Origin of the sequence: Leptospira ellinghausenii (assembly GCF_003114815.1) — a bacterium.
In the GTDB taxonomy this organism is placed as follows: Bacteria; Spirochaetota; Leptospiria; order Leptospirales; family Leptospiraceae; genus Leptospira_A; species Leptospira_A ellinghausenii.
Map to the genome: position 1 here is coordinate 54980 of NZ_BFAZ01000006.1, position 24775 is coordinate 79754.

19 protein-coding genes are annotated in these 24775 nt (G+C 37.9%); 7 read left to right on the plus strand and 12 right to left on the minus strand.

All coding sequences use genetic code 11. From position 1 onward, the window contains the following. The first annotated feature begins 3 nt into the window (after window positions 1-3). Genes DI076_RS05575 through DI076_RS05590 form a run of 4 tightly spaced genes read left to right on the plus strand, consistent with a single transcriptional unit; the run spans window position 4 to window position 7542 of the window. Window positions 4-2751 (plus strand): SpoIIE family protein phosphatase, encoded by a 2748-nt coding sequence (locus DI076_RS05575; protein WP_108958991.1) that lies wholly within the window; start codon window positions 4-6, stop codon window positions 2749-2751. Further along, complete coding sequence (locus tag DI076_RS05580; protein ID WP_108958992.1) at window positions 2748-3089, plus strand: STAS domain-containing protein; 342 nt, start codon at window positions 2748-2750, stop codon at window positions 3087-3089. The genes DI076_RS05575 and DI076_RS05580 overlap by 4 nt, the downstream gene beginning before the upstream one ends. Before the next feature lie 47 nt (window positions 3090-3136). Beyond that, window positions 3137-4783 (plus strand): acyl-CoA carboxylase subunit beta, encoded by a 1647-nt coding sequence (locus DI076_RS05585; RefSeq protein WP_108958993.1) that lies wholly within the window; start codon window positions 3137-3139, stop codon window positions 4781-4783. Between the two features lie 5 nt (window positions 4784-4788). Further along, a complete protein-coding gene (locus DI076_RS05590; protein ID WP_108958994.1) occupies window positions 4789-7542 on the plus strand; it encodes an ATP-binding protein in 2754 nt (917 codons plus the stop codon). Between the two features lies 1 nt (window position 7543). Here DI076_RS05590 and DI076_RS05595 read toward each other — a convergent pair whose 3' ends face one another. Genes DI076_RS05595 through ispH form a run of 10 tightly spaced genes read right to left on the minus strand, consistent with a single transcriptional unit; the run spans window position 7544 to window position 19168 of the window. Further along, window positions 7544-8596: a protein-glutamate methylesterase/protein-glutamine glutaminase gene (locus DI076_RS05595; protein WP_108958995.1), complete on the minus strand. Its 1053-nt coding sequence runs from the start codon at window positions 8594-8596 to the stop codon at window positions 7544-7546. 3 nt (window positions 8597-8599) lie between these two features. Then, on the minus strand, window positions 8600-9088 hold the full coding sequence (locus DI076_RS05600; RefSeq protein WP_108958996.1) for a chemotaxis protein CheD: 489 nt from the start codon (window positions 9086-9088) through the stop codon (window positions 8600-8602). Then, window positions 9089-9565: a chemotaxis protein CheW gene (locus DI076_RS05605; protein ID WP_108958997.1), complete on the minus strand. Its 477-nt coding sequence runs from the start codon at window positions 9563-9565 to the stop codon at window positions 9089-9091. It abuts the gene before it with no gap. Window positions 9566-9579: 14 nt separating this feature from the next. After that, window positions 9580-12306, minus strand: coding sequence for a methyl-accepting chemotaxis protein (locus DI076_RS05610; RefSeq protein ID WP_108958998.1), 2727 nt, complete (start codon window positions 12304-12306; stop codon window positions 9580-9582). A gap of 1 nt (window position 12307) precedes the next feature. Then, the gene (locus DI076_RS05615) at window positions 12308-14515 is read right to left on the minus strand and encodes a chemotaxis protein CheA (RefSeq protein ID WP_108958999.1); all 2208 of its coding nucleotides are present in this window, start codon (window positions 14513-14515) and stop codon (window positions 12308-12310) included. After that, complete coding sequence (locus DI076_RS05620) at window positions 14515-14886, minus strand: STAS domain-containing protein (RefSeq protein ID WP_108959000.1); 372 nt, start codon at window positions 14884-14886, stop codon at window positions 14515-14517. The genes DI076_RS05615 and DI076_RS05620 overlap by 1 nt, the downstream gene beginning before the upstream one ends. A gap of 2 nt (window positions 14887-14888) precedes the next feature. Beyond that, complete coding sequence (locus tag DI076_RS05625) at window positions 14889-15254, minus strand: response regulator (RefSeq protein WP_108959001.1); 366 nt, start codon at window positions 15252-15254, stop codon at window positions 14889-14891. Between the two features lie 12 nt (window positions 15255-15266). Then, the gene (locus tag DI076_RS05630; RefSeq protein ID WP_108959002.1) at window positions 15267-16547 is read right to left on the minus strand and encodes an ATP-binding response regulator; all 1281 of its coding nucleotides are present in this window, start codon (window positions 16545-16547) and stop codon (window positions 15267-15269) included. Between the two features lie 48 nt (window positions 16548-16595). Next, window positions 16596-18218, minus strand: a complete 1623-nt coding sequence (locus tag DI076_RS05635; protein WP_108959003.1) for a sensor histidine kinase — start codon at window positions 18216-18218, stop codon at window positions 16596-16598. A gap of 2 nt (window positions 18219-18220) precedes the next feature. After that, window positions 18221-19168: a 4-hydroxy-3-methylbut-2-enyl diphosphate reductase gene (gene ispH, locus DI076_RS05640; protein ID WP_108959004.1), complete on the minus strand. Its 948-nt coding sequence runs from the start codon at window positions 19166-19168 to the stop codon at window positions 18221-18223. A 238-nt stretch (window positions 19169-19406) separates the two neighbouring features. On the opposite strand from ispH, the gene DI076_RS05650 reads away from it, so the two are divergent. From DI076_RS05650 to ilvA, 3 genes are all read left to right on the plus strand, one after another. Further along, window positions 19407-20255 (plus strand): flagellin N-terminal helical domain-containing protein, encoded by an 849-nt coding sequence (locus DI076_RS05650; protein ID WP_002974229.1) that lies wholly within the window; start codon window positions 19407-19409, stop codon window positions 20253-20255. A gap of 181 nt (window positions 20256-20436) precedes the next feature. Next, a complete protein-coding gene (locus tag DI076_RS05655; protein ID WP_108959006.1) occupies window positions 20437-21387 on the plus strand; it encodes an ankyrin repeat domain-containing protein in 951 nt (316 codons plus the stop codon). Window positions 21388-21390: 3 nt separating this feature from the next. Continuing rightward, window positions 21391-22623, plus strand: coding sequence for a threonine ammonia-lyase IlvA (gene ilvA / locus DI076_RS05660; protein WP_108959007.1), 1233 nt, complete (start codon window positions 21391-21393; stop codon window positions 22621-22623). 401 nt (window positions 22624-23024) lie between these two features. Here the strand turns inward: ilvA and metW are convergent, their stop codons facing one another. Beyond that, window positions 23025-23642 carry a methionine biosynthesis protein MetW gene (gene metW / locus DI076_RS05665; protein WP_100726691.1) on the minus strand — a complete coding sequence of 206 codons (618 nt, stop codon included), beginning with the start codon at window positions 23640-23642 and terminating at the stop codon, window positions 23025-23027. Then, window positions 23639-24775: a homoserine O-acetyltransferase MetX gene (metX, locus tag DI076_RS05670; protein WP_108959008.1), complete on the minus strand. Its 1137-nt coding sequence runs from the start codon at window positions 24773-24775 to the stop codon at window positions 23639-23641. Before metX ends, metW begins: the two co-directional genes overlap by 4 nt.

The window sequence follows — 24775 nt, forward strand, 5'->3', positions numbered from 1 at the left end:
ACATTGAAACCACAATCCCTTCCGCCGATTATCTTAAAAAACGAAGATGGCGGATTTTATCTTTCTTCCTCAAACGAACTAGATGATTTATACCATTTTATTTTAGGACAAGCAAAACGATTTGTTTCTGCTAAATCAGCAGCTTTGTACCTTCGGAATGGAAAAGGGAATTTAAGTAAAATTGGACTCGTCACAGACAAAACAAATGCTGGGCATATCGCCAAACATGTGTTTAAATCTAAAAAAAGTATTCTGGTTAAAAAAGGTACTCAGCTAAATGCAAAAGATGCACCAGTTTCCGAATCATATATAGCTTGTTATTTGGGAGATGAAATAGGGGATATGTCCCTTGGCGTTTTGGTTTTGGAAGGAATCAAACATTTTCAAAATTTTTCAGAACAAGATTTAGATCTAATCAATTACTTTAGTGCCAACTTAAACGCTTTATTCAAAGACACTGTTTTTTCGGATATTGAACCACAGTTTTTTAATTCACTGACGACATCAATTTTACTTCTGATTGATAACGCAAACATTCATAACAATAATAATCGTCTCCAATACTTTTTGGAGGAAATCATTCGGGTAGCAGTCCTTATCAATACGAGTGTTGATTTGGAACATGTGCTTGTCATGGTAATGGAATCTGCAAAATCCGTGTTTCGTACGGAAGCAAGTTCCTTGCTTTTGTTAGATGAGAAAAAAGAGTATTTGGTTTTTCATACGGTAACAGGTGAAAAACGAGAAGAGGTTTCCAAAATCAAAGTCCCTGTAGGACAGGGGATTGCGGGCACCGTAGCGGTGACCAAACAACCTATGATCATCAACGATGCACAAAATGATGACAGGGTCTTTCGGGATGTAGACAAAGCATCCAATTTTGTGACTCGTAATATTTTGGCAAGTCCCCTCATTGTGGGAGATGAGGTCATTGGTGTGATTGAAGCAATTAATACCATTGATCGGAATAATTTTAGCCAAGATGATATAGATACATTTTTGTCTTTTTCCAGTGCTTGTGCAGTTGCGATCCAAAAAACAAGGCTTCTTGACAACCTTAATGTTACAAACTTAGAGCTCAAACAAAAGTTAAGTACTCTAGAATCTATCTTTGATTTGGGGCAAGCTGTGCTTGAATCTCATGATGAATTGGGCCTCATGTCAAAAACACTTAGCATTCTCACCAAAGAATTGTCATGTGAAGATGCAGGCATGGTTATCATTGAAGAAAAGAACAAAAATAGAATCCAAGTGTATGCAAGGCAGTTAGGGATTGTTAGAGAATCTTTTTTTCCCATGTTTGAAAGTCGTTTGTTTTTAAGCCTTATGGAATCTGGGAATCCGAGAATGGCAGTAGTCACTCCCCAATTGGAAGAATCCTTTTCGGAATTGGAGTTTTATACACTAAAGAAAAATTTCCTGATTTTGCCCATTTCACCAAGAGGAGGGAATTTACGGGCTGCTTTGTATGTAAGCGGAAAACATTCTCTTCATTCCTTTAATGAGACAGACCTTAGGATGTTAAAAACATTATCCTCTCCACTAGCAAAAGCTTACGAAAATTTACGCCTCAACCAAGAAATCATTACCAAAAAATCGATCGAAAAAGAAATCGAAATCACAAGAAAAATTCAAAACAATATTTTACCCAATGCTCTCATCCAATCTCCATTATTTGACCTGGGAGTTAAGTCGGTTGCCGCCAAAGAGGTGTCAGGTGACTTTTATGATTTCCATGCGTTTGGAGACGAACAGTTTTCCTTTCTTGTGGCCGATGTGTCTGGGAAAAGTTTACCAGCAGCCATTTTTATGGCGATGTCCAGTTCGATTATCCGAACACTTTCCAGAACAACGGACATGTCTCCCTCCGAATTACTCTATCGTGCCAACCAATTGATTTATGAAGATTCGCAGTCGGGGATGTTTGTTACCTTATTCCTCGTTAATTACCAAAGAAAAACCCGTACATTAAAGTTTGCATCCGCAGGTCACAATGACCAAATTTGGATCCGAAAGGATGGGAGTTTTGAACTTCTAAAGGGAAAAGGGGCACCGCTCGGAGTGGTCCCTCATACCAATTACCATGGTGGTGAGATCCAATTAGAACCAGGTGATATTTTGGTTTTTTATACTGATGGGGCCATTGAGGAAAAAAGTCCAGATGGGGAAGAATATGGTCTCGATCGTTTCATTGATTATATCATTGCACATCGGGATGAATCATCTCAAAAAATTGTGGAATCCGTTTATAATGACATTCGTTCTTTTTCAAAGGCGGAAGAACAATACGATGACTTTACCGTTATGATTTTGAAGTTTGCGAAGGTGGAAAGTTTTGAAATGGTAAAATCCTTTGATGCACACCCGAATGAAATCCCAAAACTCCGTGATTTTATTTCCGAACATTTAGAGAAGAAAATTACAAAACCTTTTGCCTTCGACGACATCTTAATATCTTTGGATGAAGCAGCTACCAATATTGTGATGCATAGTTACAAAGATACGAATCTGCAGAATCCAAAGTTTGAATGTAAATTTGAACTCATTGGAGATAAGTTAAAAATTGTTCTCGTAGACGAAGGGAAACCTTTCGACAGGAAAAAAGTTCCGAAACCTTCCGTGGAAGCCAATTTGAAAGGTGAACGAAAGGGAGGATTCGGTGTTTATCTCATGGAAACCCTCATGGACAAAGTATCGTATGAATACAATGGGAAACAAAACATAACCTATTTGGAGAAAACAATCGTATGAACGAAGATAAAATTGGAATCCGTTCGGAAGAAATGGGAAACAAGATGGTTGTACACGTCCAAGGCAATTTGGATGTTCACAATACACATAAAATTGAAAAAGATTTACTCACTCTCGTTAGTTCTTCGGGAAAATCTGTTATTTTTAATTTGAGTGAAGTGCCATTTATTTCTTCGGCTGGACTTCGCCTCCTTGTCACAACACTTAGGCATTGCCAAGAACAGAAAATCAGTATTTCGATCTGCGGATTACAACCTGCAGTTGAGAAAGTCTTTGATATTATCGGGATGCAGCAGTTATTCACAATTTATCCCGATTTAGAAGCAGCTTTAAAGTAAAAATCACTTTTCTAAGTGATCCTAAACAAAACATTGGAAAAAAACTTATGGAAACCATGCAGTATTCCCTAAACAACCCGTTCAAAGAATCCAAGGCTCCGGAGACCAAAACCGGAATATATGATGATGCTCTCAAACTAGGAAAAGAATTAATCGAAAAACCCTTTCTTGGTGGTGGTGAAGATAGAATTCGTGTCCAACACTCTAAAAGTAGGATGACGGTTTGGGAACGTATCAAAGTTCTCACAGACGAAGAACCGAACATCACTTACCAAAACTGGGGCCCTAATTTAGATGGAGCTTCCATCGTCACAGGAATTTTAAACATTAAGGGTCGCGATGTAGCGGTCTACGGACACGATTTTACACTCCGTGCCGGTTCCATGGATGCAACGAACGGTAGTAAACTCGCTCGCCTCATCCAAATGGCTGGAACCCATGGAATCCCTCTCATCGGGATGAATGATTCTGCAGGTGCCTATGTACCAGCGGGTGTGGGTGGTCTCGATGGTTATTCAGAAGCCTTCACTGCATTACGTAAAATCAGCGGTGTCGTTCCTTCTGTTATGCTTATGTTTGGATTTAACGCTGGTGGTGGTGCTTACCTCCCACGCCAAGGGTCCTTTATGATCCAATGTGATGGTACTTTTTTTGGTCTCACTGGACCTGGAGTTGTGAAGTCAGTGCTTGGGGAAGATATCTCTGCAGAAGACTTAGGGGGACCAAAAGTACACGGTCAATCCGGTGTGGTGGACCTTGTCACTGGTGATGAGTTAGGTTCTCTTCGTACAGCGATCCGTCTTCTCTCTTATTTGCCTGACAATAACCATAGTTTTGCGCCTTTTTATCCAACATCAGACCCAGTAGACAGGTTCATTTACGAAGAAGACATTCTTTTCCGTAAAACATTCAATTCTCCTACAGGAATGAACACACCTTTTGACATCACACTGTACTTACAACAGATCTGTGACCATGGTGAGTTCTTTGAATTACAACCGCAAAGAGCAAGGAATATCGTCACTGCCTTTGGTCGTATTGGTGGTCATGTTGTTGGTTTTCTTGCCAATAACTCTGCTGTTTCTTCTGGTCAGATTGACATTGGAGCTTCTCGTAAAGGAACTCGTTTTGTTCGATTCTGTAACTTATACAATATCCCAATGGTGTTTGTAGAAGACACAACTGGATTTTTACCAGGTCGTGACCAAGAACATAATGGTATCGTTCTCGAAGGAAGAAAACTGCTCGATTCCATCATTGACCTTCGTACACCAAGACTCACACTCATCATTCGTAATGCCTTTGGTGGTGCTTATGCTACATTTAACTCCTATTTTACGGGAGCATCGATGGTATTTGCTCTTCCTACTGCAAGGATTGCCGTTATGGGTCCTGCTGGAAAAGAGTATGTATACAAAGATGAAATCACCGGGGTTCAAAAAGAATACCTTGCCAACGTCAAAAAGGGAATGAGTGAAAAAGAGGCAATTTCCATTCGGGATGGAAAACTCTTTGAAATTGGCCAACGATACGAAAAAGAACTCATGAATCCAAAAGAAGCACTTTCTCTTGGTTCTGTTTCATCCATCATCCTTCCAGGTTACACACGCAATGTTTTATCCAAAAACTTAAGTTTCCTGATGTCGAAATACAAACCGGCGGAAATGTCCGGACCTCAAAGGGAGTTTGAATAATTTCCATGTTAGATAAGAATTTAAAACGCATTCAGTTCCAAGAATCAGAATCCGCATGGATTCGTTCCTTCAGTGTGGAATCGATCAAATGCCTCATCGTTTGCCGTGGACCTGTTCGTAAGGAAACCATGGATGTATTTGATGCCATTGGTGTGAAAGAATATGGAATTTTACTATCTGAAAAAGATTCCATCGTTTATCCAAAGGCACTAGCTCCAGAACTTCGGAACTTCCGTTTCCCTGAAAACATCCATCGTGTTCCTGATTATATGGGAGCGGGGAAAGAAGAAAAAGAGGAGCGCATCCACCAAATCATTGGAATTGCCAAAGACAATGGATACACACATATCTTTGCTGGTTACGGATTTATGGCAGAAGATGCTGAGTTCATTGAAGCCATTGAAAAAGCAGGCATCATCTTTATGGGACCAAGTTCCCATGTGGCAAAAGGTGCTGGGGCAAAAGACGAAGCAAAAAAACTCGCACGTAGCCTCAATGTTTCGGTAACACCTGGTGTGGACAATATCACAGCCCTAGCGTTACTTCGTAAAACAGGGAATTCCAAAGACGGACTACTCAAAGTTGCCAAAGAAAATAACCTAAACTTCTCATTTGATGAGAAAAAATCATTGGAAGACAACGCGGAAGATTTACTCCAATTGTCTTACGAAAAAACCATCGACATCACTTCCATTCCTGACCTACAAAAAGAGTCAGAAATATTATGTGAAGACATTTGGAAAAAGTATCCTGGAAAACGAATCCGATTCAAATACATCGGTGGTGGTGGGGGAAAAGGCCAACGTGTCATTTCTGAGAAATCGGAAATCGAATCTGCTGTGATGGAAATCTTAGCAGAGTCCAAAGTGACCGCTGTTGGTTCCAACCGAAACTTCCTTATTGAGTTAAATATCGAAAACACTCGTCACAATGAAATCCAGCTCATTGGTAACGGAGAATGGTCCTTGTCTCTTGGGGGACGTGATTGTTCCCTTCAGATGCACGAGCAAAAACTCCTAGAGATTTCACAAACTGTGGAACTCTTACAAAAAGAAGCAGAACTTGTTCGTTCTTCAAATGCAAAAAAAGCTGCTATCCTCGACAAAGATGTGCAAACACTTAAGGATATGGAACACCAAGCAGAAGTGTTTGGAAAGGCAATTCGCCTCAACTCCGTATCTACATTTGAATGTATCGTAGAGGGAAATAGTTTTTTCTTTATGGAAGTAAACACTCGGATCCAGGTGGAACACCGTGTGACCGAGATGGTTTACAAGATGAAGTTTACCAATCCTAACGATCCAAATGACTTCTTCTACATTGATTCCCTTGTGGAAGCGATGGCAGTACTCTCCATTCACGGACCACGAGTACCAAAACCTGAACGAATTGTACGCAATGTATCTGGAGCAGAAGTACGTATCAATGCGACTAACCGCGCTCTACAACCTCACGCGGGTGGAATCATCCAAAACTGGTCAAATCCACTTCCTGAAGAGATCCGAGATGACCAAGGGATTTGTACGAGAAACCCAGACACGGGAGCATTTGTGCATTACAACTTGGCTGGAGCATACGACTCCAACGTAGCACTCATCGTTTCTTATGGTAATAGCCGTTCCGAAAACTTAGAAGTGTTAGGAAATATCCTTCGCAAAACAGAACTTAGAGGCCAAAACCTTGAAACCAACTTACTTGTTCACTATGGTCTCATCCAATGGATTTTAGGTAAGGATGCGATGTTCAAACCATCCACTGCTTTTATGATATCGTATCTAGCAGGGATTGGTGCGTTACAATCCATTATCAATGATTTGGATTTGGAATACCTCTGGTCAGAAAAAACAAAAGCTGCTGATGCTGACTTAAAAAAAGTACTCAGCAAAAAAATGACGCTCGTGATCCGGCCAATGGAAAGGCTTCTTGCCAATCCACATTTACTGGGTGGATTTTTAGGATACTTTGACGGAAAACTATGGTCACGCACTGGAAACCAACTTTCTTTCAATGAAAACCCAATCCAATTCTTAGATTCATTGTATTACTACTTAAATCTAGATGCAACGGAACAAAAAGCAAGTTCAGAAAAGATTTGGGACCACGACGCGAAGTTACTTATAGAAGCAAAAGAGTTTTATTCTGAATTCTCTAAACGCACTGGTCTGAAAAGCTGGAAAGAAATAGTGGATGTGTTTGCGAAAGGGAAAAACCCTTCCAAAGAAATTTCAGAGGAACTTTGGGAAAAAGTGAAGGCAAGTCACAACGGTTTCCAAGCAGGACTTGAGACGTTACTCTTACTTCCCAAAATTGGAATCAAATCGAATTTCTTTGGTTTGGATGTGAATGCGGATTTGGACGGAGTTGTTCCTGATGAATTCAAAAACAAAGACACACGAGATGCGTTTATCAAAACACTAAACCCTCCACCAAAGATGTCTGGTGATGAAATTGTAGCCCCTATGGGAGGAATGTTCTATTCCAAAGAAGCCCCAAACCTTCCACCTCTCATCAATGAGGGAGACCATTTCCAAGCGGGACAACCTCTCTTTATCATTGAAGTGATGAAGATGTTTAATAAAATTCTAGCACCAGTGAGTGGGACAATCGTGAAAAATTTGATGGTGGATTCGGATGGAAAGATTGTGACAAAAGCACAACCCATCTTCAAAATCAAACCAGATGAAATTTTGAAGGAAGAGTCTCCTGAAGAAATTCGAGCAAGAAAAGTAAAGGTAACAAAGGAATTGGGGCTCGGTTAATTTAACCGTAGCCTATAATGGCTTTGTGAATTTCACCGAGTGGGAGGATGTGGTCCACACATCCTCTTTTGATTGCCTCTTTAGGCATCCCAAAAACCACAGAAGTCTCTTCATTTTGTGCAATTGTTTCCGCTCCAGCCTCTTTCATTTCCGCAAGTCCCGATGCCCCGTCGTCACCCATTCCCGTCATGATGATACCTCTCGCATTTTTCCCTGCAGATTTGGCTACAGAACGGAATAAAACATCTACAGATGGTTTGTGTCGGTTGACAAGAGGACCATCCACCACTTCTACAAAGTACTGAGCTCCAGAACGTTTGAGCGTCATATGTTTGTTGCCAGGGGCAATGAGGGCAAGTCCTTTGACCACTCGATCACCATGTTTTGCTTCCCTGACGACGATTTCACAGATCGAATCCAATCGTTTGGCAAAGGCTTCTGTGAATTTTTCTGGCATGTGTTGGACAATGACAATTCCAGGGGTTTGATCTTTTGGTAATTTGGTTAACACGTGTTCTAGTGCAATTGTGCCTCCAGTTGAGGTGCCAATCGCCACTATTTTTTCAGTGGCTTGTAAGGATGAGAGTTCTTGTTTTTTATCCAATTGGATTTTGAAATCATTCGATTGGCTTGGTTTAGGTAAATGTTTGATGGTGGCAGAGGCAGCTGCAATCACTGCATCCGTGAGGGCAATTGTACTTTCGTTTAAAAAGTCTTTGAGCCCAATTTTTGGTTTGGTGATGATATCACAAGCACCTAAGTTCATCGCAAGGATAGCAGTTTCCGAACCTTCTGTTGTTAACGTAGAACAAATGACAACAGGTGTTGGCCTTTCTGTCATAATTTTTTTAAGAAAAGATAAACCATCCATTCTTGGCATCTCAATATCGAGAACTATGACATCAGGCCAATCATTATTCATTTTGTCTAAGGCAAAGATAGGATCAGAGGCACTTCCTAAAAATTGGAAATTTGAATCTGTTTTAAAAATTTCGGTTAACACTTGTCTTACGACAGCAGAGTCATCGATGACAAAAACTTTAATTTTATTCATAACTTAATGTTTTTCTACCCAAACTTCACCATCCCAAATCGAAAAATAAATTTTTCTCGATTGGTTTCCACCAGTATCTTCTGAAATAACTTTAATTTGATTTTCTAATAGAATTTTTTTTGCAAATTCTGTATTTTTGGTACCGATTAGAGTTGTTGTATCATTTCGAAAAATTTCCCTTTCCTCGCCGAGAAACATATTCGAACCACCAAATATCTTAGCTGAATATTGATTGGGTTTTGTGTGTTTTTTTTTGATCTCAGATATAAAATACTGAAATGCATCGATTCCGTATTTGTATGTTTTTTCCAATTTGATGTCAGCAGGGTAGGGAAGTAAAAAATGGCACATACCTCCGATATAAAGGGTTGGATGCCATAATACGATGGATACACAGGAACCAAGAAGTGTACGTACCCGATAGTTGCTATCTCCGAAGAAAATTTCTCCAGGATTGAGAAACCGGTCTATCACTTCATCAGGAGCTTCCATTTAACTCACTTGCGATGATGTTTCTTGGATGGTTTGGATTTCGGTTAAATCGAGTATTTGGTTGATTTTCAAAATGATCACAAATTGATTTTCTAATTTTCCAATACCTTGTATAAAATCTAAACGAATTTTAGAACCAAAACTGGGAGCATCTTCGATTTGGTTTTCGGGAATATCTACCACCTCATTGACTTCATCAACAAGTAGACCCACATCAATGGTTTCTTTTTCCAATTTGATTTCAGTGATGATGATACAAGTTTTCCGATTGGTTTCCGTTTTCTTTTTATAAAACCGGGTGTTTAAATCAATCACGGGAACTACATTGCCTCGTAAATTGATCACTCCTGGAATGTATTCAGGCATCATGGGTACATGAGTGACTGAATCAAATTCGATGATTTCTTTTATATACAAAATCCCAAGACCAAATAATTCATTGGAGAGTAAAAAGGTTAGGTATTGAATTTCCTGCATTTCGTTTCCCTCCCTTAATATTTTTGGAATTTATCATGATCATTAGAATGATCCAATCTAGTGTTTCCAATTTCTTTTTTACCTGAAGGTTGTTTTGAAAGAGATAGCCTGCTAGATTTGTTCTCCACTTGGCTTGTGACAGTTGATAATTTTCCTAATTTAAAAAAACTAATCGAAGACATGAGTCTTTCTGATTGAGCTTGTAACTCTTCTGCAATTGCCGCTAGTTCTTCTGAAGCACTTGCTGATTGTTGTGATACTTGGTCAAGTTGGCCCATCGCTTTGTTCACTTCGTTGACACCAGAAGATTGTTCTTGGCTTGCTGCTGTGATTTCTTGCACAAGGTCAGCGGTTTTATTGATCGCAGGGACAATCTCTTCAATTAACTTACCAGCGGATTCTGCAATTTGAACGGAACTTCCCGCAAGGGTACCAATTTCATTTGCTGATTTCTGTGATCGTTCGGCAAGTTTTCTCACTTCAGAGGCGACAACAGCGAAACCTTTTCCATGTTCTCCAGCCCTCGCTGCTTCAATAGCGGCATTTAATGCGAGTAAGTTGGTTTGGTAAGCAATATCTTCAATGATGGAAATTTTATCAGCAATTTCTTTCATTGCTTTGACTGTGTTTTTAACGGCTTCACCGCCTTGTTTTGCATCTTTAGCAGACTTGGTTGCAATTGTGTCTGTTTGTTTTGCATTCTCAGCATTTTGGTCAATGGATGCACCCATTTCTTCTAGCGATGCAGAAGTTTCTTCTACAGATGCTGCTTGTTCACTGGCACCTTGTGATAAAGTGCTTGCTGTGGATGCCACTTCATCTGCTGCAGAAACAAGGGCATCTGTGTTGGTTCTAACATCATTGATAATCTCAACTAGTTTTTTTGCAGTATTATTGAAGGAGTCTCTTAGTTTTGCAAATCCACCTTCATAATGGCTTGTGATCAGTTGAGTTAAATCCCCACTTTCAAGTGCTGCAAGTCCAACCACTAAATCATCAACGATCCTTGCTGTTTCGATAGCCAATTTTTTTTGTTCCGTGATATCGGTTGCAAATTTAATGACTTTGTATGGTTTACCATTCAAATCCAAAATAGGGTTGTAAGTTGCTTGTAACCAAACTTCTTTTCCACCTTTCCCAATTCGTCTGTATTCCGCTGTTTGGAATTCCCCTCGTGCTAAAGAAGCCCAAAATAGTTTGTATTCCTCCGAACTAACATAGCTAGGTTCAACAAACATGCGGTGGTGTTTTCCTTGTATTTCAGACAACGAATAACCCATTGTATTCAAAAAGATGTCGTTTGCAGTTAAAATAGTTCCATCCACTAAGAATTCAATGGTAGCTTGTGCTCGATTGATGGCTTCGATTTGGCTTGTAAATTCTTGTGTACGTTTTTTATTTTCAGTGATATCCGTTGCAAATTTAATCACTTTGGTAGGCACTCCATTGGCATCAAGAATTGGAGTGTAGGTAGCCTGTAACCATACTTCTTTTCCGTTTTTTCCAATCCGTTTGTATTCAGCAGTTTGGAACTCGCCTCGGTTTAAGGCAGTCCAAAACTGTTTATAAGCTTCGGAAGAATATTCTTTAATTTCCACAAACATTCTGTGGTGTTGGCCTTTGATTTCAGCTAAACTATAATCCATTAATGTTAAGAAGTTTTCATTTGCTGTGATGATAGTGCCATCCATTTGGAATTCGATAGTTGCTTGTGACCTATCAACCGCTCTAGATTGAGCATTTGATTCTGTCACATCTGCCCATTCGACAACACTTCCTAACCTTTCTCCTTTATCTGTCATGATCGGATTGGCAATCAAGTTGAATTCTCGATTCCCTATTTTAATACTAGTGCTATGTTCTGAAGTAAAAGAACCAAGTAATCTTCTTTGGTGACTTGGGTCTTTATGGTAACCATCAATATTACTACCCATAAGATTTTTGAGTGAAAAGTTACGGATTTGTTTTTGAATGTCTGCCTCTGATTTAGAGAACATTTTGTGAATTGATTTGTTCATATAAACAACATCTAAATTCAAGTCAGCAATCATTACATTAGTGGATACAGAATCAAGTGCAGTTTTGATTTGGATTGATTCTTTGAGAGGTTTTGAGATTTGTTTGATCAGTATAAGTAATAAAATGAAAGAAATTATGAGGAATACAAAACTTACAAATGGGAGCGAATAGTCTTGTTTTGATTGGTTCGATAAGTTTACATTCACTTCTTTTAAGTTCGATTCGAAAAAAAGTTTTTGTAATTCTTGTAAACTATTTGAATATTTTTTCCACTTACTAGACAATTCCGGATTTAGAATTTCTTTTTGTTTTTTATTGGATTGACCCTCGCGTTGGTTTAAACTGTAACGAACAGATTCTGTATAAATGTTTTTGTCGCTAATTGTTAATTGTAACTGTTTCTTTTCCTCTTCCTTTGTGAAAAGTTTGGACACTAATTCATATGCTTTGTCTAATTTTTCAATATCATACTTGATTTTTGCAATCTGTGATTCCTCTGGTTCGGATGACAAAATTAAATTTGTGACTTCTTCCTGAATTGATAAACTCAGTTGGATTAAATGAGTAATCGAGTCAGACTTTTGGATTTTTTCTTCTGTATTGATACTTGGTTTATCTTGTTTTGAGAACAATCCATATTGATACAAATTGATCCAGATCGTAAACAAAACTCCAATTAAAAAATACCCGACTAACTTTGTGTTTGTGCTAATTGACTTCATATTAACCCCTATGGCTATAAAATTTCTGATTTTCTACTGTAATTGTTCTTTCGAATAAGGAAGGAACATCTATGATAAGTGCAACATTCCCATCGCCAAGGATACTTGACCCACTGACACCTTTGACGTGGCGAAAGACAGAACCCATTGGTTTAATCACTGTTTGGTATTCGCCCAATAGTTTTTCGACTACAATGCCCGCTTTTTTGTCACCGTTTCTTACAATGACGATATTTTCCCTTGGCTGATCAGAATCAACATCACATGGATAATAATCTCTCAGTCGAAGGAATGGAATTAAATTTCCACGTAAGGCAAAAAATTGATTCGAGTCTGTTTTATGGTCATCTGAAAAGTGCAAACATTCCAAAACCATTTCCATCGGAATGATAAAATGACTTTTACCCACTGCTACCAAAAATCCTTCAATGATAGCAAGTGTAAGAGGTAACCTCAAAATAAATCGGCTTCCCTGGTTCGGAATCGATTTAATTGAAATGGAACCGCGTAAAGATTCAATATTTTTATACACTACATCCAGGCCAACACCTCGTCCGGAAACATTGGTGATTTGGGATGCGGTCGAAAATCCTGGATGGAATAGGAGTTTGTAGACTTCTTCATCAGAGTCTGGCATTTCACCAGATACAATTCCTTTCTCTACGCCTTTTTTCCAGACTTTTTCTTTAGAGATTCCGTTTCCATCATCTGCAACTTCTATGATGACGTTGCCTGCTTCATGGTAAGCAGTAAGTTTTACAGTTCCTTGGTAATCCTTCCCATTCTTCTTTCTCTCCTCAGGTAACTCTAATCCATGATCACATGCATTGCGTACCAAATGGGTGAGGGGATCACTTAATTTTTCGACAATATTACGATCAAGTTCTGTTTCATCACCTTCTGTGATGAGGCGAATGTCTTTTTTCAGTTCTTTACCTAAGTCACGTACGATTCGCGAATACTTTTGAAAACTTTCTCCAATGGGAACCATTCTGAGTTTTAAGGATATTTCTCGGACTTCGTTCAATAATCTCATCACAATGAGAGAAGATTCTTGTAAATTGGAATCGTCTGATTCGCCGATGAGTTGGTTCATATTGGCACAGGATACAACAAGTTCACCAACTCGATTGATTAAATTATCAATTCGTTTTGAGTCGACTTTGATTGTAGAAGATTTATGAGAATCTTTGATTGGGTCTGCATTGTGGTGACTTAATTTTGATTCTGATTCCTCTTTGTTATTTCCTTGGGAAACAAGAGCTGAAGTAGAAGGGATGCCAGTTTTTCTGGATTTAATTTCTTCTAGGTATATTAGAAACTGATGGTCGTCGAGTATTTGGATTTCTTTCCATACATTGCCTAAATAAATTTCCTCTTCTGGGAGTTGGTTTGATAAATCAACCAAATCCTCAACAGTGAACCCTGGTGGGTAGATATGTAAAAAACAATCTGCTTCAATGAAGTTAAAAACGTTTTGAACTGTTTCCAAATTTTCTTTGGAGCTAAAATGGATTTCAAATCCTAAATAACAATTTTCAGGATCAAATTCATTAGGATCAGGTAGGAATTGGTCAATGGTTTTTAAAGAAAGAATGGTACCAATTTTTTTTAAGTATCCAATAAAGGAAATAGGATCGAGACCTTGAGCAAAGACATTTTGATTGGGTCGAAAGGAAATGAGATAACTTGTTGTGGCTGCTAATTTATTTCCCTCAAGGTTAGTTGTTACTTCATTTTGAAGGTCGCTCGAATTCGAATGTTTATGTTGATCTGTTTGGTTTATTGTTTCCTTCGAAGTCGTTTTTGGTGAGGACACCGAGGACTGAAGGAAAGGTTTCATTTCATCTAAAATCGATTGGCCAAATGATATTTTTTCATTTGTGATTTTACCCTTTGTTTCTTCAGAAACTAAAAAGGATAAATGGTCTTTTGCTTTGAGTAATAGTTCCGTGAGAATGGGTTTGAATGGGATTACATGGGAGCGTAGTTCATCCAATAAATTTTCCACAACATGTGTAAACGAAACAGTGGATTCATACCCAAACATACCTGCTGTTCCTTTGATGGTATGTACTGCTCTAAAGATAGCATTGAGGTCTTCGTCATTGGGTAATGAAGATTCTGTTCGGAGTAAAATTGCCTCCATTTCTCGTAAGAGTTCATCGGATTCAACTAAATAGGCGTCTATGACTTCCGATAAGTCCATTAAGATACTTTCCTTGTTCCATAACGAAATTCGACTTCATTTGCATGTTCTTTTTTTACTTTGATACGATCTCCGAAGAAAGAGACCAAACCAAGTAAATCCAATACCTTTAACACTGGTAAGGAGTGGTTCGTTAATGCTAAAATTTGTTGGTTGGAGTGGCTTCGTTTTTTTAAGAACATCAAAAATTGAATTCCTGAAGAATCGATTCTTTCAATTCCATTCAAATTTAAAATGATCTTTTTTCCTTTTTGGGTTTCCCATAGATTTGAGTTAGTCAACCATTCTTTGATGAAAGGTACAGTGATGTATCCATTCCACTGGACCTCCATTCCTTCCTTTGTGATTTGAATGGTTTGTTTTGGTTCCATAGTTATGGTAATAATTTTGTAATGGTATCTAACAATTCTTCAGGGGAAAAAGGTTTGGTTAACCAAGCTTTTGCACCAGCATCGATACCTTGTTGTTTTTTTTCAGGTTGTGATTCAGTTGTTAACATGATGATAGGAGTGAATTTAAACTTTGCATTTTCTTTTACTTTTTTGATAAAAGAAATCCCATCCATGTTTGGCATATTCATATCAGATACAATTAAATCGACAGGATTTGACTCTAATTGTTTTAGGCCTTCTAATCCATCCCCAGCTTCAATGAGATCGTAATTGGCATTTTTTAAGTGGACGGAGATGATCTTTCGAAACACTGCTGAGTCATCAATAATTAAGATTTTTCTATTCATTTTGTTTTCCTTTTAAGATTGGATCGGGAGAAAAATTTCTGCAATCACACAAGAAGCTTTTGTTTCAGTCGTGTGATCAATTGCATTTCGTATAAAAAACATTCCATTGTGTTTATGTAATAAAAAATCAACCATAGTCAGTCCTAGACCCAGGCTAAATTTTTCTTTGTGGTGGAATGATTCAACGGGTGGATGGATTCTGTAAAATGGTTCTACCAATTTTTTTTCTGAGACTGTAAGTTGTTTTGCGTAATCATCTTCGATTAAATTGTTTTTAGCTGATAAACAAAAATAACCATCAACGAAAGTTACAAATATATCAAAATTGGACTTGGGTTTGGAATACTTCAATCCATTCGTAAAAATTTCATGGATAATCGTTCGCATTGCATCCAAATTGACTTCTATTTTTACTGATTGTTTGACAACAGGAAGGTTGATTTTGATTTCTTTGGATTCGGTTTCCTTTTGAAACTCTTTTACAATCTCAGGTAAGATCTGTAACAACTCGTCACTTGTAATTTTAGACAATTGTATATGGGATTGGATCGTTTCAACAGCCATATCCAAGCCTTTTAACATTGTTTTGTTATGTTCTTGGTTTTCAGAAAGTAAATCCCAAAAATCCTTTGGAATGATATAATTTCCATTCTCAACCGTTTTCATGTTTTCGATTGAATCAATAATAGTAGTCATAGCACCAAGGCCAGAACCTTGCATGAGCGTGGTTTTTAAATTCAAAATTGAATTGAGTTCCGAATTCACTTCATTGGTTTTGCGATGAGACTCTTTATAATTGAGCCATTCTAATTGGCTTTTTAATTCTTTGGATTCTTCATCAATCAGAACTGCTTCCATCCGTTTTAAGTAGACGTATTCTAATGCTTTTTCCAGACGATCGGCAACAATTTCTACGTGGAGAGGTTTGATTAGGTAATCATAAACTCCCATTTTCATAATTTCGATGATTTCCTCTGTTTGGTCGATGGCGGTTTGCACCATAAAAACCGATCTAGGATCAATTTTCCGTTGTTCGGCGATGAATGTTTTCCCATCCATCACGGGCATCATCAAGTCCACCAAATAGAGGCTATACGACTTATATTTTGCCATTTCTAAGGCAATTTTCCCGTTTTCAGCAACTTCGTATGAAATGCCTACCCGTTTACAGATTCCTTCTAAGAGAACCTGATTTTCTTTTTTATCTTCAATGATGAGGATAGGTTCTTTGGGCCTACGTTGGTGTTCTGTTTTGGAAACAGAAAAATATGTCGTATCGATTGGTTCCACCATATAGAATATCGGAAATTCTATTCGAGTTTCCTAATTCGTTCAATACCTTTATTTAATATTTTCGGGTATATTGAGTATAAAAGTGGAACCTTCTCCGAGGTTGGATAAAAGGGTAATATTCCCGCCCAATTTTTCTGCGAGTCCTTGTGAAATGGAAAGACCAAGACCTGTTCCTTCGATTTTTCCATCATCGTTTAGTCTTGTGAAACTATGAAAGATCCGTTTTTGGTCTTCTTGTGAAATGCCTGGTCCAAAATCGCGAATAGAAAAATTCACTCCAAAATCGGACCATTCACAATGGAATTCGACATAAGAATGATCTCCATACTTAATCGCATTCGAAAGTAAATTTAAGAGGATTTGTTGGATTTTCCCACTATCGGATCGAATCAGCTTCGATTGGATGGGTGGGAAAAAACGGATTTCCATCCCTTTGGCATTTGCTTGTGGTTGGATTAATTCTAAACTTTGTCTGCAGATTTCTTCCGGTTTGAATTCCGAGTACAAAATGTTGATTTGACCTGATTCAATTTTCATCAAACCGAGAATTTCATTGATCATCTTAAGAAGTCTCGTTCCACCTGAGTAAATGTACTGAAGATACTCTTTGCCAGTAACATCATCTTCGGGTAACTGGATCAGTTTCGAAAATCCAATGATCGAATTGAGCGGGGTACGAAGTTCATGGCTGACATGGGCTAAAAATTCTGTTTTGGCTTTGTAGGCACGTTCTAATTCTTCTTTGGTTCTCGATAAATCCAAAGTTCTTTCTAAGATTAAAGATTCTAATGTAGATTTATAACGGTTAAGTTCCGTTAAATCAGAATCCCTTTGGACAAACAATCCCATCCAACGGCTAAGAGTTTGGTAAATGAGTAAATTTTCATGTTGGATCACAAAATTGGGAACATATTTTTGGAATCCCATAATTCCGAGGAATTTATTTTCGAATTTGACAGGAATGAACAAAATCGACTCTACCTTTGATTCTTCAAAATACCAATGTTCTTTTGGTAATGCTTTTTCTTTTTTTAGGTAAAGAATTTTTCCATTTTTTAATTTGTGGAGCCATCTGTTGATCCCTTCTTTTTTCCAATCTAGTGTTTCGAATTTTTTTGGAAGTAACGGGTGTTCGGTTGATTTTCTTTCATTCACCCAAATTTCAAATCGATCTGATTCATCGTTCCCGATATTTTTTAAAAAGAAGATCGAATCCATTTCTGTAAAATATAAAAGTTGGTAAAGTGCTTGGGGTAAACTTTCACGGATGGAAGGTTTTTGGATGAGGATTTGTATGGATGAAGCAACTCCCAATTCAAACCGAAGCCTCCAAGCAATTTCCTCTTCTTGTTTTTGTTTGATTGTAATGTCTCGTATAAAAAACTTTGTAAATTGTATTTCTTTTGAGTTTGTGGGATAATCAAAATGCCCAAACGATGTTTCTAAAACTTTTCCATCTGTTTTATAAATGATTTCTGTATTAAAATCTTTATGAGAAATCTTGTTTTTTAAAAAATTGGGTAAGTCGAATTCTTTCTCTAATCGTGAGAAGATAGAGTTTTTTAATAAAACATCATAGACTTTTTCTTTTAAATTGATCTGTAAAATGGCAGTTCCCCAGTCATTTCCCTCCAAAGAGGCCTTAAATAATGACAAGGGATCTTGGATCATATTTAAAATTGTTTTAAGAGTTCCTTGGGCAGTTTGAAACTCATTGTATCTTCACGGCTCTCTGGATAAAGGGATACTTTAGCATCGGGAAAATGTTTTAGAATTTCTGCTACGATTTCATCGACCAATACTTGTGGGCTTGATGCACCAGCAGTAATCCCTAAAGTTTTGATTCCTTGGTTTATGATGTAATTTGGATTAACATCTTCTTTTTTCGAAATTTGAAAACTTGCAGGACGAGTTTTTTTTGCCAATTGGCAAAGTCGAACAGAGTTCGATGAGTTTTCCGCACCGATGACTAACATGGCATCTACAGATTCTAACATTTTTTGTACGGCATCTTGTCTTTCCGTTGTCGCATAACAAATATCATCTTTTTGAGGGTGTTCCACAAAGGGGAAAACATCTTCAATTTTTTTGACAATACTTTTTGTATCTGCTACGGAAAGGGTGGTTTGCATCAAATAGGTAAGTGGTTTGTCTAAAGAGATTTTTCCTTTTAAACTTTCCACATCTTCTGGTGACTCCACAAGGAACATCTTTGCCTCTCCCATGGTTCCAATTGCCTCGTCGTGGCCCCTGTGTCCAATATAGATGATTTGGTGGCTGTCTTTGATGTTTCGTGCTTTTTTATGAACCCTTGTGACAAGTGGGCAGGTGGCATCTCCAATTTTCATTTTCCGATCGGTGGCTTCTTTAACCACTTCGGGGGAAACTCCATGTGCAGAGAATACCACCGTTGCCCCATCGGGAACTTCGCTAAGTTCACTTATGAATTGGATTCCTTTTTTTTTCATTTCTTCCACGACTCGTTGGTTGTGGACGATTTCCTTTCTTACATAAAGAGGTTCACCTGAATTTTCTTCAAAAGCTTGTTCCACATAAGAAATTGCATATTTGACACCTGCACAAAAACCTCGTGGGTTTGCTAAATAAACCGTTTCTAACACGAAAAACCTACCTTTTCACTCAAGTCCATTTCCATAGAATTCCTAGGACATATTTTAGAAAAGGGGAAGTTCTGTTTTTATTCAAATTTTATTTCATTTTCCCTATTATCCTCCCTCCCAGAATGACCGATCCTTATCTTGAAAAGGCCAAGGATGGCCATTTCGAAAATTCATCAATTTCTTGGGTTCAAGGTGAAAACTTTGAGCGGTGAGAGAACGGATTCAAGGAGGAACCCGGATGATTATCAACCACAACGTAAGTGCGATCTTTGCACACAGAACTTTGAAGTCTAACGACGCGAACCTGAGCAAAGATATCGAAAAGTTGTCTTCTGGTATGCGTATTAACAAAGCCGGAGATGACGCATCTGGACTTGCAGTGTCTGAGAAAATGAGAACTCAGATTGCTGGTCTTCGACGTGCAGAACAGAATACTGAAGATGGTATGTCCCTCATTCAAACGGCGGAAGGATATCTTCAAGAAACACACGAAATCGTTCAACGTGTTCGTGTACTCGCGGTGCAAGCTGCGAACGGTATCTACTCGGAAGAAGATAGACAACAGATCCAAGTCGAGGTTTCACAGCTAGTGGACGAGATCGATCGTATTGCTTCTCAAGCAGAATTCAACAAAATGAAACTGCTTACAGGAGCTTTTGCTCGACTCAACCCAACTGCTAGTATGTGGTTCCATATTGGAGCTAACATGCACCAAAGAGAGCGCGTGTACATTGAAACAATGAACACTGCGGCATTGGGATTAAGAAACCCTACGGTTCTTACTTTCATCTCTCTTTCGACTGCAGGGAAAGCAAACTCCGTAATCGGACTTTGTGATGATGCCCTAAGAGTGATCTCTAAACAAAGAGCTGACCTTGGTGCTTATTACAACCGTATGGAGCATGCTGCGAAAGGACTTATGAATGCTTATGAAAACACACAAGCTTCTGAGTCTCGTATCCGTGATACTGACATGGCTGAACAAATGACCAGCTTCACGAGATACCAAATCTTAACTCAGGCTGCTACATCAATGCTTGCGCAAGCAAACATGAAGTCTCAGTCAGTGATGAGATTGCTCCAGTAATAGGATAAGAGAAACCAAAGTTCCGGGCAGGGTGGTTGGGGCCTGGACTTCGGTTTCTCGATTTTCTTTTTTATTGTTTTAATTCGATACCAAATTCTTTCATCAAATTCTAAGATTCCAACTCAACTGTTTACTTTCCTTTTTGATTTGACAAAATCGAAAATAACCTATTTTTTATCATATGAAAAAAGACTGGGCTCTATTTTTACTTCTACTTTCCGTTAGTTGCAAAACAATTCCAAAATTTCAAGTCATCGATAACGTCAAACCAAATCCAAATTGTAAGATAACTTGGCTTACTGTTGTCGAACCAGATTTTTTTATTATGAATAGATCAACTACTTTAGCTGGTTGTATTGAAAAACTTAGTCCGAATGATGCAGTAATAGCATTTTCTTTTGGTCGTTCGATCCATCGAATTAATGCAAGTGTTAACCTAACAACAGGTGAATCACGAAGGTCGGATTCATATTCGAGTGAAAACGCAAGTGCGAAAACAACGATTCAAATAAACAAAAAAGCATCCTTGGAGATTCCCACCGGCGATAAAAAGGGATCGTTTATGTTTAGTATTTTATATACACTGAAGAACAAACAACCTTCGATTGAAATCTATGATGTAACACGCGAGGAATCATTCGGACCAAGACTCGCTTTTATAGCAATTACCAAAAATGACTTACCAAAATTGAGAGAACTTTTTACAAGCGGTAGTATCCAAAATGACACCTACATCATTTTGGTTGATGAGAACAATGCATATGAATTGAATCTTTTCCAACATGCATTAAATGTGCGTGCGAATTGGGAGATCTATGAGTATTTGATAGAAAAAAAAGTGGATTATCAATTTAGAGATAAAAATGGATTTAATGCTCTTACTTATGCAGTTTATTTAAATGACGTGGGTTTGGTAAAATACATAGACTCCCTTAAAAAATGGAATTTGAATGAGAAAACAAACCAGGGTGATACTGTTCTTCATTGGGCTACTGCAAATCAAAATAAAGAAATCGTTGAGTATTTATTAAAAAGAGGAACGGATAAAAATATAAAAAACAACCAAGGACTTACAGCATACGATATTGCAAAATCAAAGTCATCAAGTGAAATTTTAGAGATCTTAAAATAACCGATGGAATTAGAGATTGACTTCGCATATCAGATATTAAAACCCATCATCAATCACACTCCCTTACAATTTCATTCTCGATTGTCGGAGCTGTATGGTGCCCAGGTGTATATCAAACGGGAAGATTTACAAGTTGTTCGTTCCTATAAAATTAGAGGGGCTTATAATATGATCCAAAGTTTAACTTTGGAGGAACGAAAAAATGGAGTAGTATGTGCAAGTGCTGGCAATCATGCACAAGGAGTAGCGTATTCATGTAAATTACTTCAAATTTTTGGAGTCATTTATATGCCAGAAGTTACCCCTAAACAAAAGATAAATCAAGTTCGTATGTTTGGTGGTGATTTTATTGAGATCAAACTCATAGGTGATACATTTGATGAATGCCAAAAGGAAGCAATTGGATATGCAAATGAAAGGAAAATGTCGTTTATCCCGCCTTTTGATCATGTTAAAATCATGGAAGGTCAAGGTACTGTCGGAAAAGAAATTTTAGCTGAGCTTTCAAATATTGATTATTTGTTTTTGCCAATCGGCGGAGGAGGATTATGTGCTGGTGTAGGTTTTTATTTTAAAAATCATTCACCACTCACAAAGATAATTGGAACAGAACCAAAGGGTGCACCATCAATGAAAGAAGCATTGAAAGTAGGAAAACCAATCTCTTTGGAGAAAATTGATAAATTTGTCGATGGGGCAGCTGTCAAAAAAGTGGGGGAACTTACGTTTCCAATTTGCCAATCTGTTTTGAGTGATTTGGTCTTAATTCCGGAAGGAAAAGTATGTACGACAATTTTAAATCTTTATAATTTAGATGCCATTGTGAGTGAACCTGCTGGTGCTCTCAGTATCGCTGCCTTAGATGAATACAAAGAAGTCATTCGCGGGAAAACAATCGTTTGCATCTTAAGTGGTGGAAACAATGATATAGATCGGATGCAAGAAATCAAAGAAAGGTCCTTACTCTTTGAGGGACTGAAGCAGTATTTTATTGTTCGATTTGCACAAAAACCAGGAGCCCTGAAACAATTCGTAAATGAAATCTTAGGACCAAATGACGATATAGTTCGTTTTGAATTTATCCAAAAAAACAATAAAGAATCAGGATCCGCACTCATTGGTATTGAGTTAAAATCAAAAGATGATTTCCAAAGTTTACTAATGCGGATGAAAGAATACAGATTAAATTTTACTGTTATCAATGAAGATGAAAATCTGTTTGAATATTTAATTTAAATGAGAAATAAAATAATTTTGAATTTTGGAAAATGAAAGTTATGAATTCATTTTTCCTATTTCGTTTGAATTTCCTAAAGGAATTTTCAAAAAGATCGATATATGAAATGATCCTTCGATCGCCGTACAGCTAAGAAACCCGGAGTGATTGCCGGGTTTTTTTGCATAAACATGAACTTTTTTATTTAAAAATTTGAGAGAACCAAGTTGTGGTTTTGATTTTTTGTGTTTTGTGATAGATAGGTCGTATTGGGTGGCGGGTGGATAACCCCACCCAGTTCGACTAGGGCGGGGATCGTATACCTACCGAGTCAAACCGAACACCTCAAAAATTGTATCCATTCCTCATAGACATTAGAAATCCAAAATTCCTAATTGTTTCGAATGTAAGTTACTTAATTTTAAGCTCGTATAACAAATAGCGCTAGAGTTGCAAATAGGTTAGGAAATAACTTAATTTGACGAGTACGATTGAAAAATGCCTTGTGTAAGATTTTGATACGTTCGAATTCACAGAAGTCTTCAAAATCCTTTCCTGAAAGATAATGTAAGTTTGGAGTGTCATACCAATGGAAGGGCATTAAATCCGTTACAGGTGTTTTTCCACTTAGCAAAATCGAAGTTCTGATTTGCCAATGAGAAAAATTAGGAAACACAATGATGACCTGTTTACCAATACGCAAACATTCTTTAATGATGTCACCCGGATTTAACGTTTGTTGTATGGTTTGGTTTAAGATGACAAAATCAAAACTATGGTCTAGGTGATGTTTTAATCCATCGTCTATATCTCCATGGTGGACATATAGACTTTTTTTTACACATTGGATGATACACTTATCGTCTTTTTCAATGCCTTGTACTCGAACTCCTTTGTTTTTTAAGATCAACATAAGTTCACCATACCCACATCCTAAATCTAAAACCCTTTCACCAGGTTTGATGAGATTTGCAATGTAGGATATATCAGGCCTATTCTTTAAATCTAAACCAAGCGCTTCATTTGTATGGATATTCAAAAGAATCCTCCTTCATCTGTTGCACTTAAAAAATCTCTCAAAATAGAATCTTGTTCTTCACTAGGCAATAAAAAACTATCATGTCCTGCGGGATTATTCAGTTCAATGAAACTCACTGGAACCGCATTTACTTCCAATGACTTAACGATTTCTTCCGATTGGTAAGGTGGGTATAACCAATCAGAGGTATATGCAATGACTAAAAAGCGACACCTAACCTTCGATAATACCTTTGTGAGTTCTTTCCCTGTACCCAAACTAAAGTGGTCCAATGCTTTTGTAACATAAATATAAGAATTAGCATCAAATCGATCAACAAAGGATTCCCCTTGGTAGATCAAATAACTACCCACTGCAAAATCGGTAGATTGGATGTTTCCTTTCGGAGGTTTACGACCAAATTTTTCGCGCATCATTTCATCACTCAGATAAGTGATATGACCCATCATACGAGCTAGAGCGAGTCCCTTTGATGGCCGTTTTTCTTGGGTATACAAACCTTGGTTCCAATTGGGGTCGGATAAGATTGCTTGCCTTCCCACTTCATTAAAAGCAATTTGTTGGGCAGAGTGTTCGGAAGAAGATGCCATGACGATACAGTTTTTTAAACGATCGGGATAAGCGACTGACCATTGTAGGGCTTGCATTCCTCCCATTGATCCACCCGCAACTGCGAATAATTTATGGATTCCAAAATGGCGGATTAATTTTTCCTGTGCATTGACCATATCACCTATAGAAACAAAAGGAAAGGTGGATTGAAATGGTTTGCCTGTTTTGCCATTGAAACTCAATGGCCCACTGGATCCCTTACAACCACCTATGACATTAGAAGAGATAATAAAATAACGATTGGTATCAAACGCTTTGCCAGGTCCGATGTAATAATCCCACCATCCAGGTCGTTTGTCACCCTCATGGAAACCAGCAGCGTGTGCATCGCCAGAAAGAGCATGGCATACTAAGATGGCATTGTCTTTTTTATCGTTGAGAGTACCGTAAGTTTCATAAGCGATCTCAAGAGGAGTGATGGTTTCACCCCCCTCAAGAGTTAACGATTCAAACGTGACAATATTTGTCTGTACAACACCTACTGATCCGTGAAAAAATTCATTTGTTTCGGAGGTAGGCAT

Bases quoted from the DNA above. Each gene is read 5' to 3' on its own strand.
- DI076_RS05590 (WP_108958994.1), top strand. From the start codon at position 4,789: ATGTTAGATAAGAATTTAAAACGCATTCAGTTCCAAGAATCAGAATCC.
- DI076_RS05580 (WP_108958992.1), top strand. From the start codon at position 2,748: ATGAACGAAGATAAAATTGGAATCCGTTCGGAAGAAATGGGAAACAAG.
- ilvA (WP_108959007.1), top strand. From the start codon at position 21,391: ATGGAATTAGAGATTGACTTCGCATATCAGATATTAAAACCCATCATC.
- DI076_RS05595 (WP_108958995.1), bottom strand. From the start codon at position 8,596: ATGAATAAAATTAAAGTTTTTGTCATCGATGACTCTGCTGTCGTAAGA.
- DI076_RS05630 (WP_108959002.1), bottom strand. From the start codon at position 16,547: ATGGTGGAACCAATCGATACGACATATTTTTCTGTTTCCAAAACAGAA.
- DI076_RS05625 (WP_108959001.1), bottom strand. From the start codon at position 15,254: ATGAATAGAAAAATCTTAATTATTGATGACTCAGCAGTGTTTCGAAAG.
- DI076_RS05610 (WP_108958998.1), bottom strand. From the start codon at position 12,306: ATGAAGTCAATTAGCACAAACACAAAGTTAGTCGGGTATTTTTTAATT.
- metX (WP_108959008.1), bottom strand. From the start codon at position 24,775: ATGCCTACCTCCGAAACAAATGAATTTTTTCACGGATCAGTAGGTGTT.
- DI076_RS05605 (WP_108958997.1), bottom strand. From the start codon at position 9,565: ATGCAGGAAATTCAATACCTAACCTTTTTACTCTCCAATGAATTATTT.
- DI076_RS05615 (WP_108958999.1), bottom strand. From the start codon at position 14,515: ATGGACTTATCGGAAGTCATAGACGCCTATTTAGTTGAATCCGATGAA.
- DI076_RS05620 (WP_108959000.1), bottom strand. From the start codon at position 14,886: ATGGAACCAAAACAAACCATTCAAATCACAAAGGAAGGAATGGAGGTC.
- DI076_RS05655 (WP_108959006.1), top strand. From the start codon at position 20,437: ATGAAAAAAGACTGGGCTCTATTTTTACTTCTACTTTCCGTTAGTTGC.
- DI076_RS05650 (WP_002974229.1), top strand. From the start codon at position 19,407: ATGATTATCAACCACAACGTAAGTGCGATCTTTGCACACAGAACTTTG.
- DI076_RS05585 (WP_108958993.1), top strand. From the start codon at position 3,137: ATGGAAACCATGCAGTATTCCCTAAACAACCCGTTCAAAGAATCCAAG.
- DI076_RS05635 (WP_108959003.1), bottom strand. From the start codon at position 18,218: ATGATCCAAGATCCCTTGTCATTATTTAAGGCCTCTTTGGAGGGAAAT.
- DI076_RS05600 (WP_108958996.1), bottom strand. From the start codon at position 9,088: ATGGAAGCTCCTGATGAAGTGATAGACCGGTTTCTCAATCCTGGAGAA.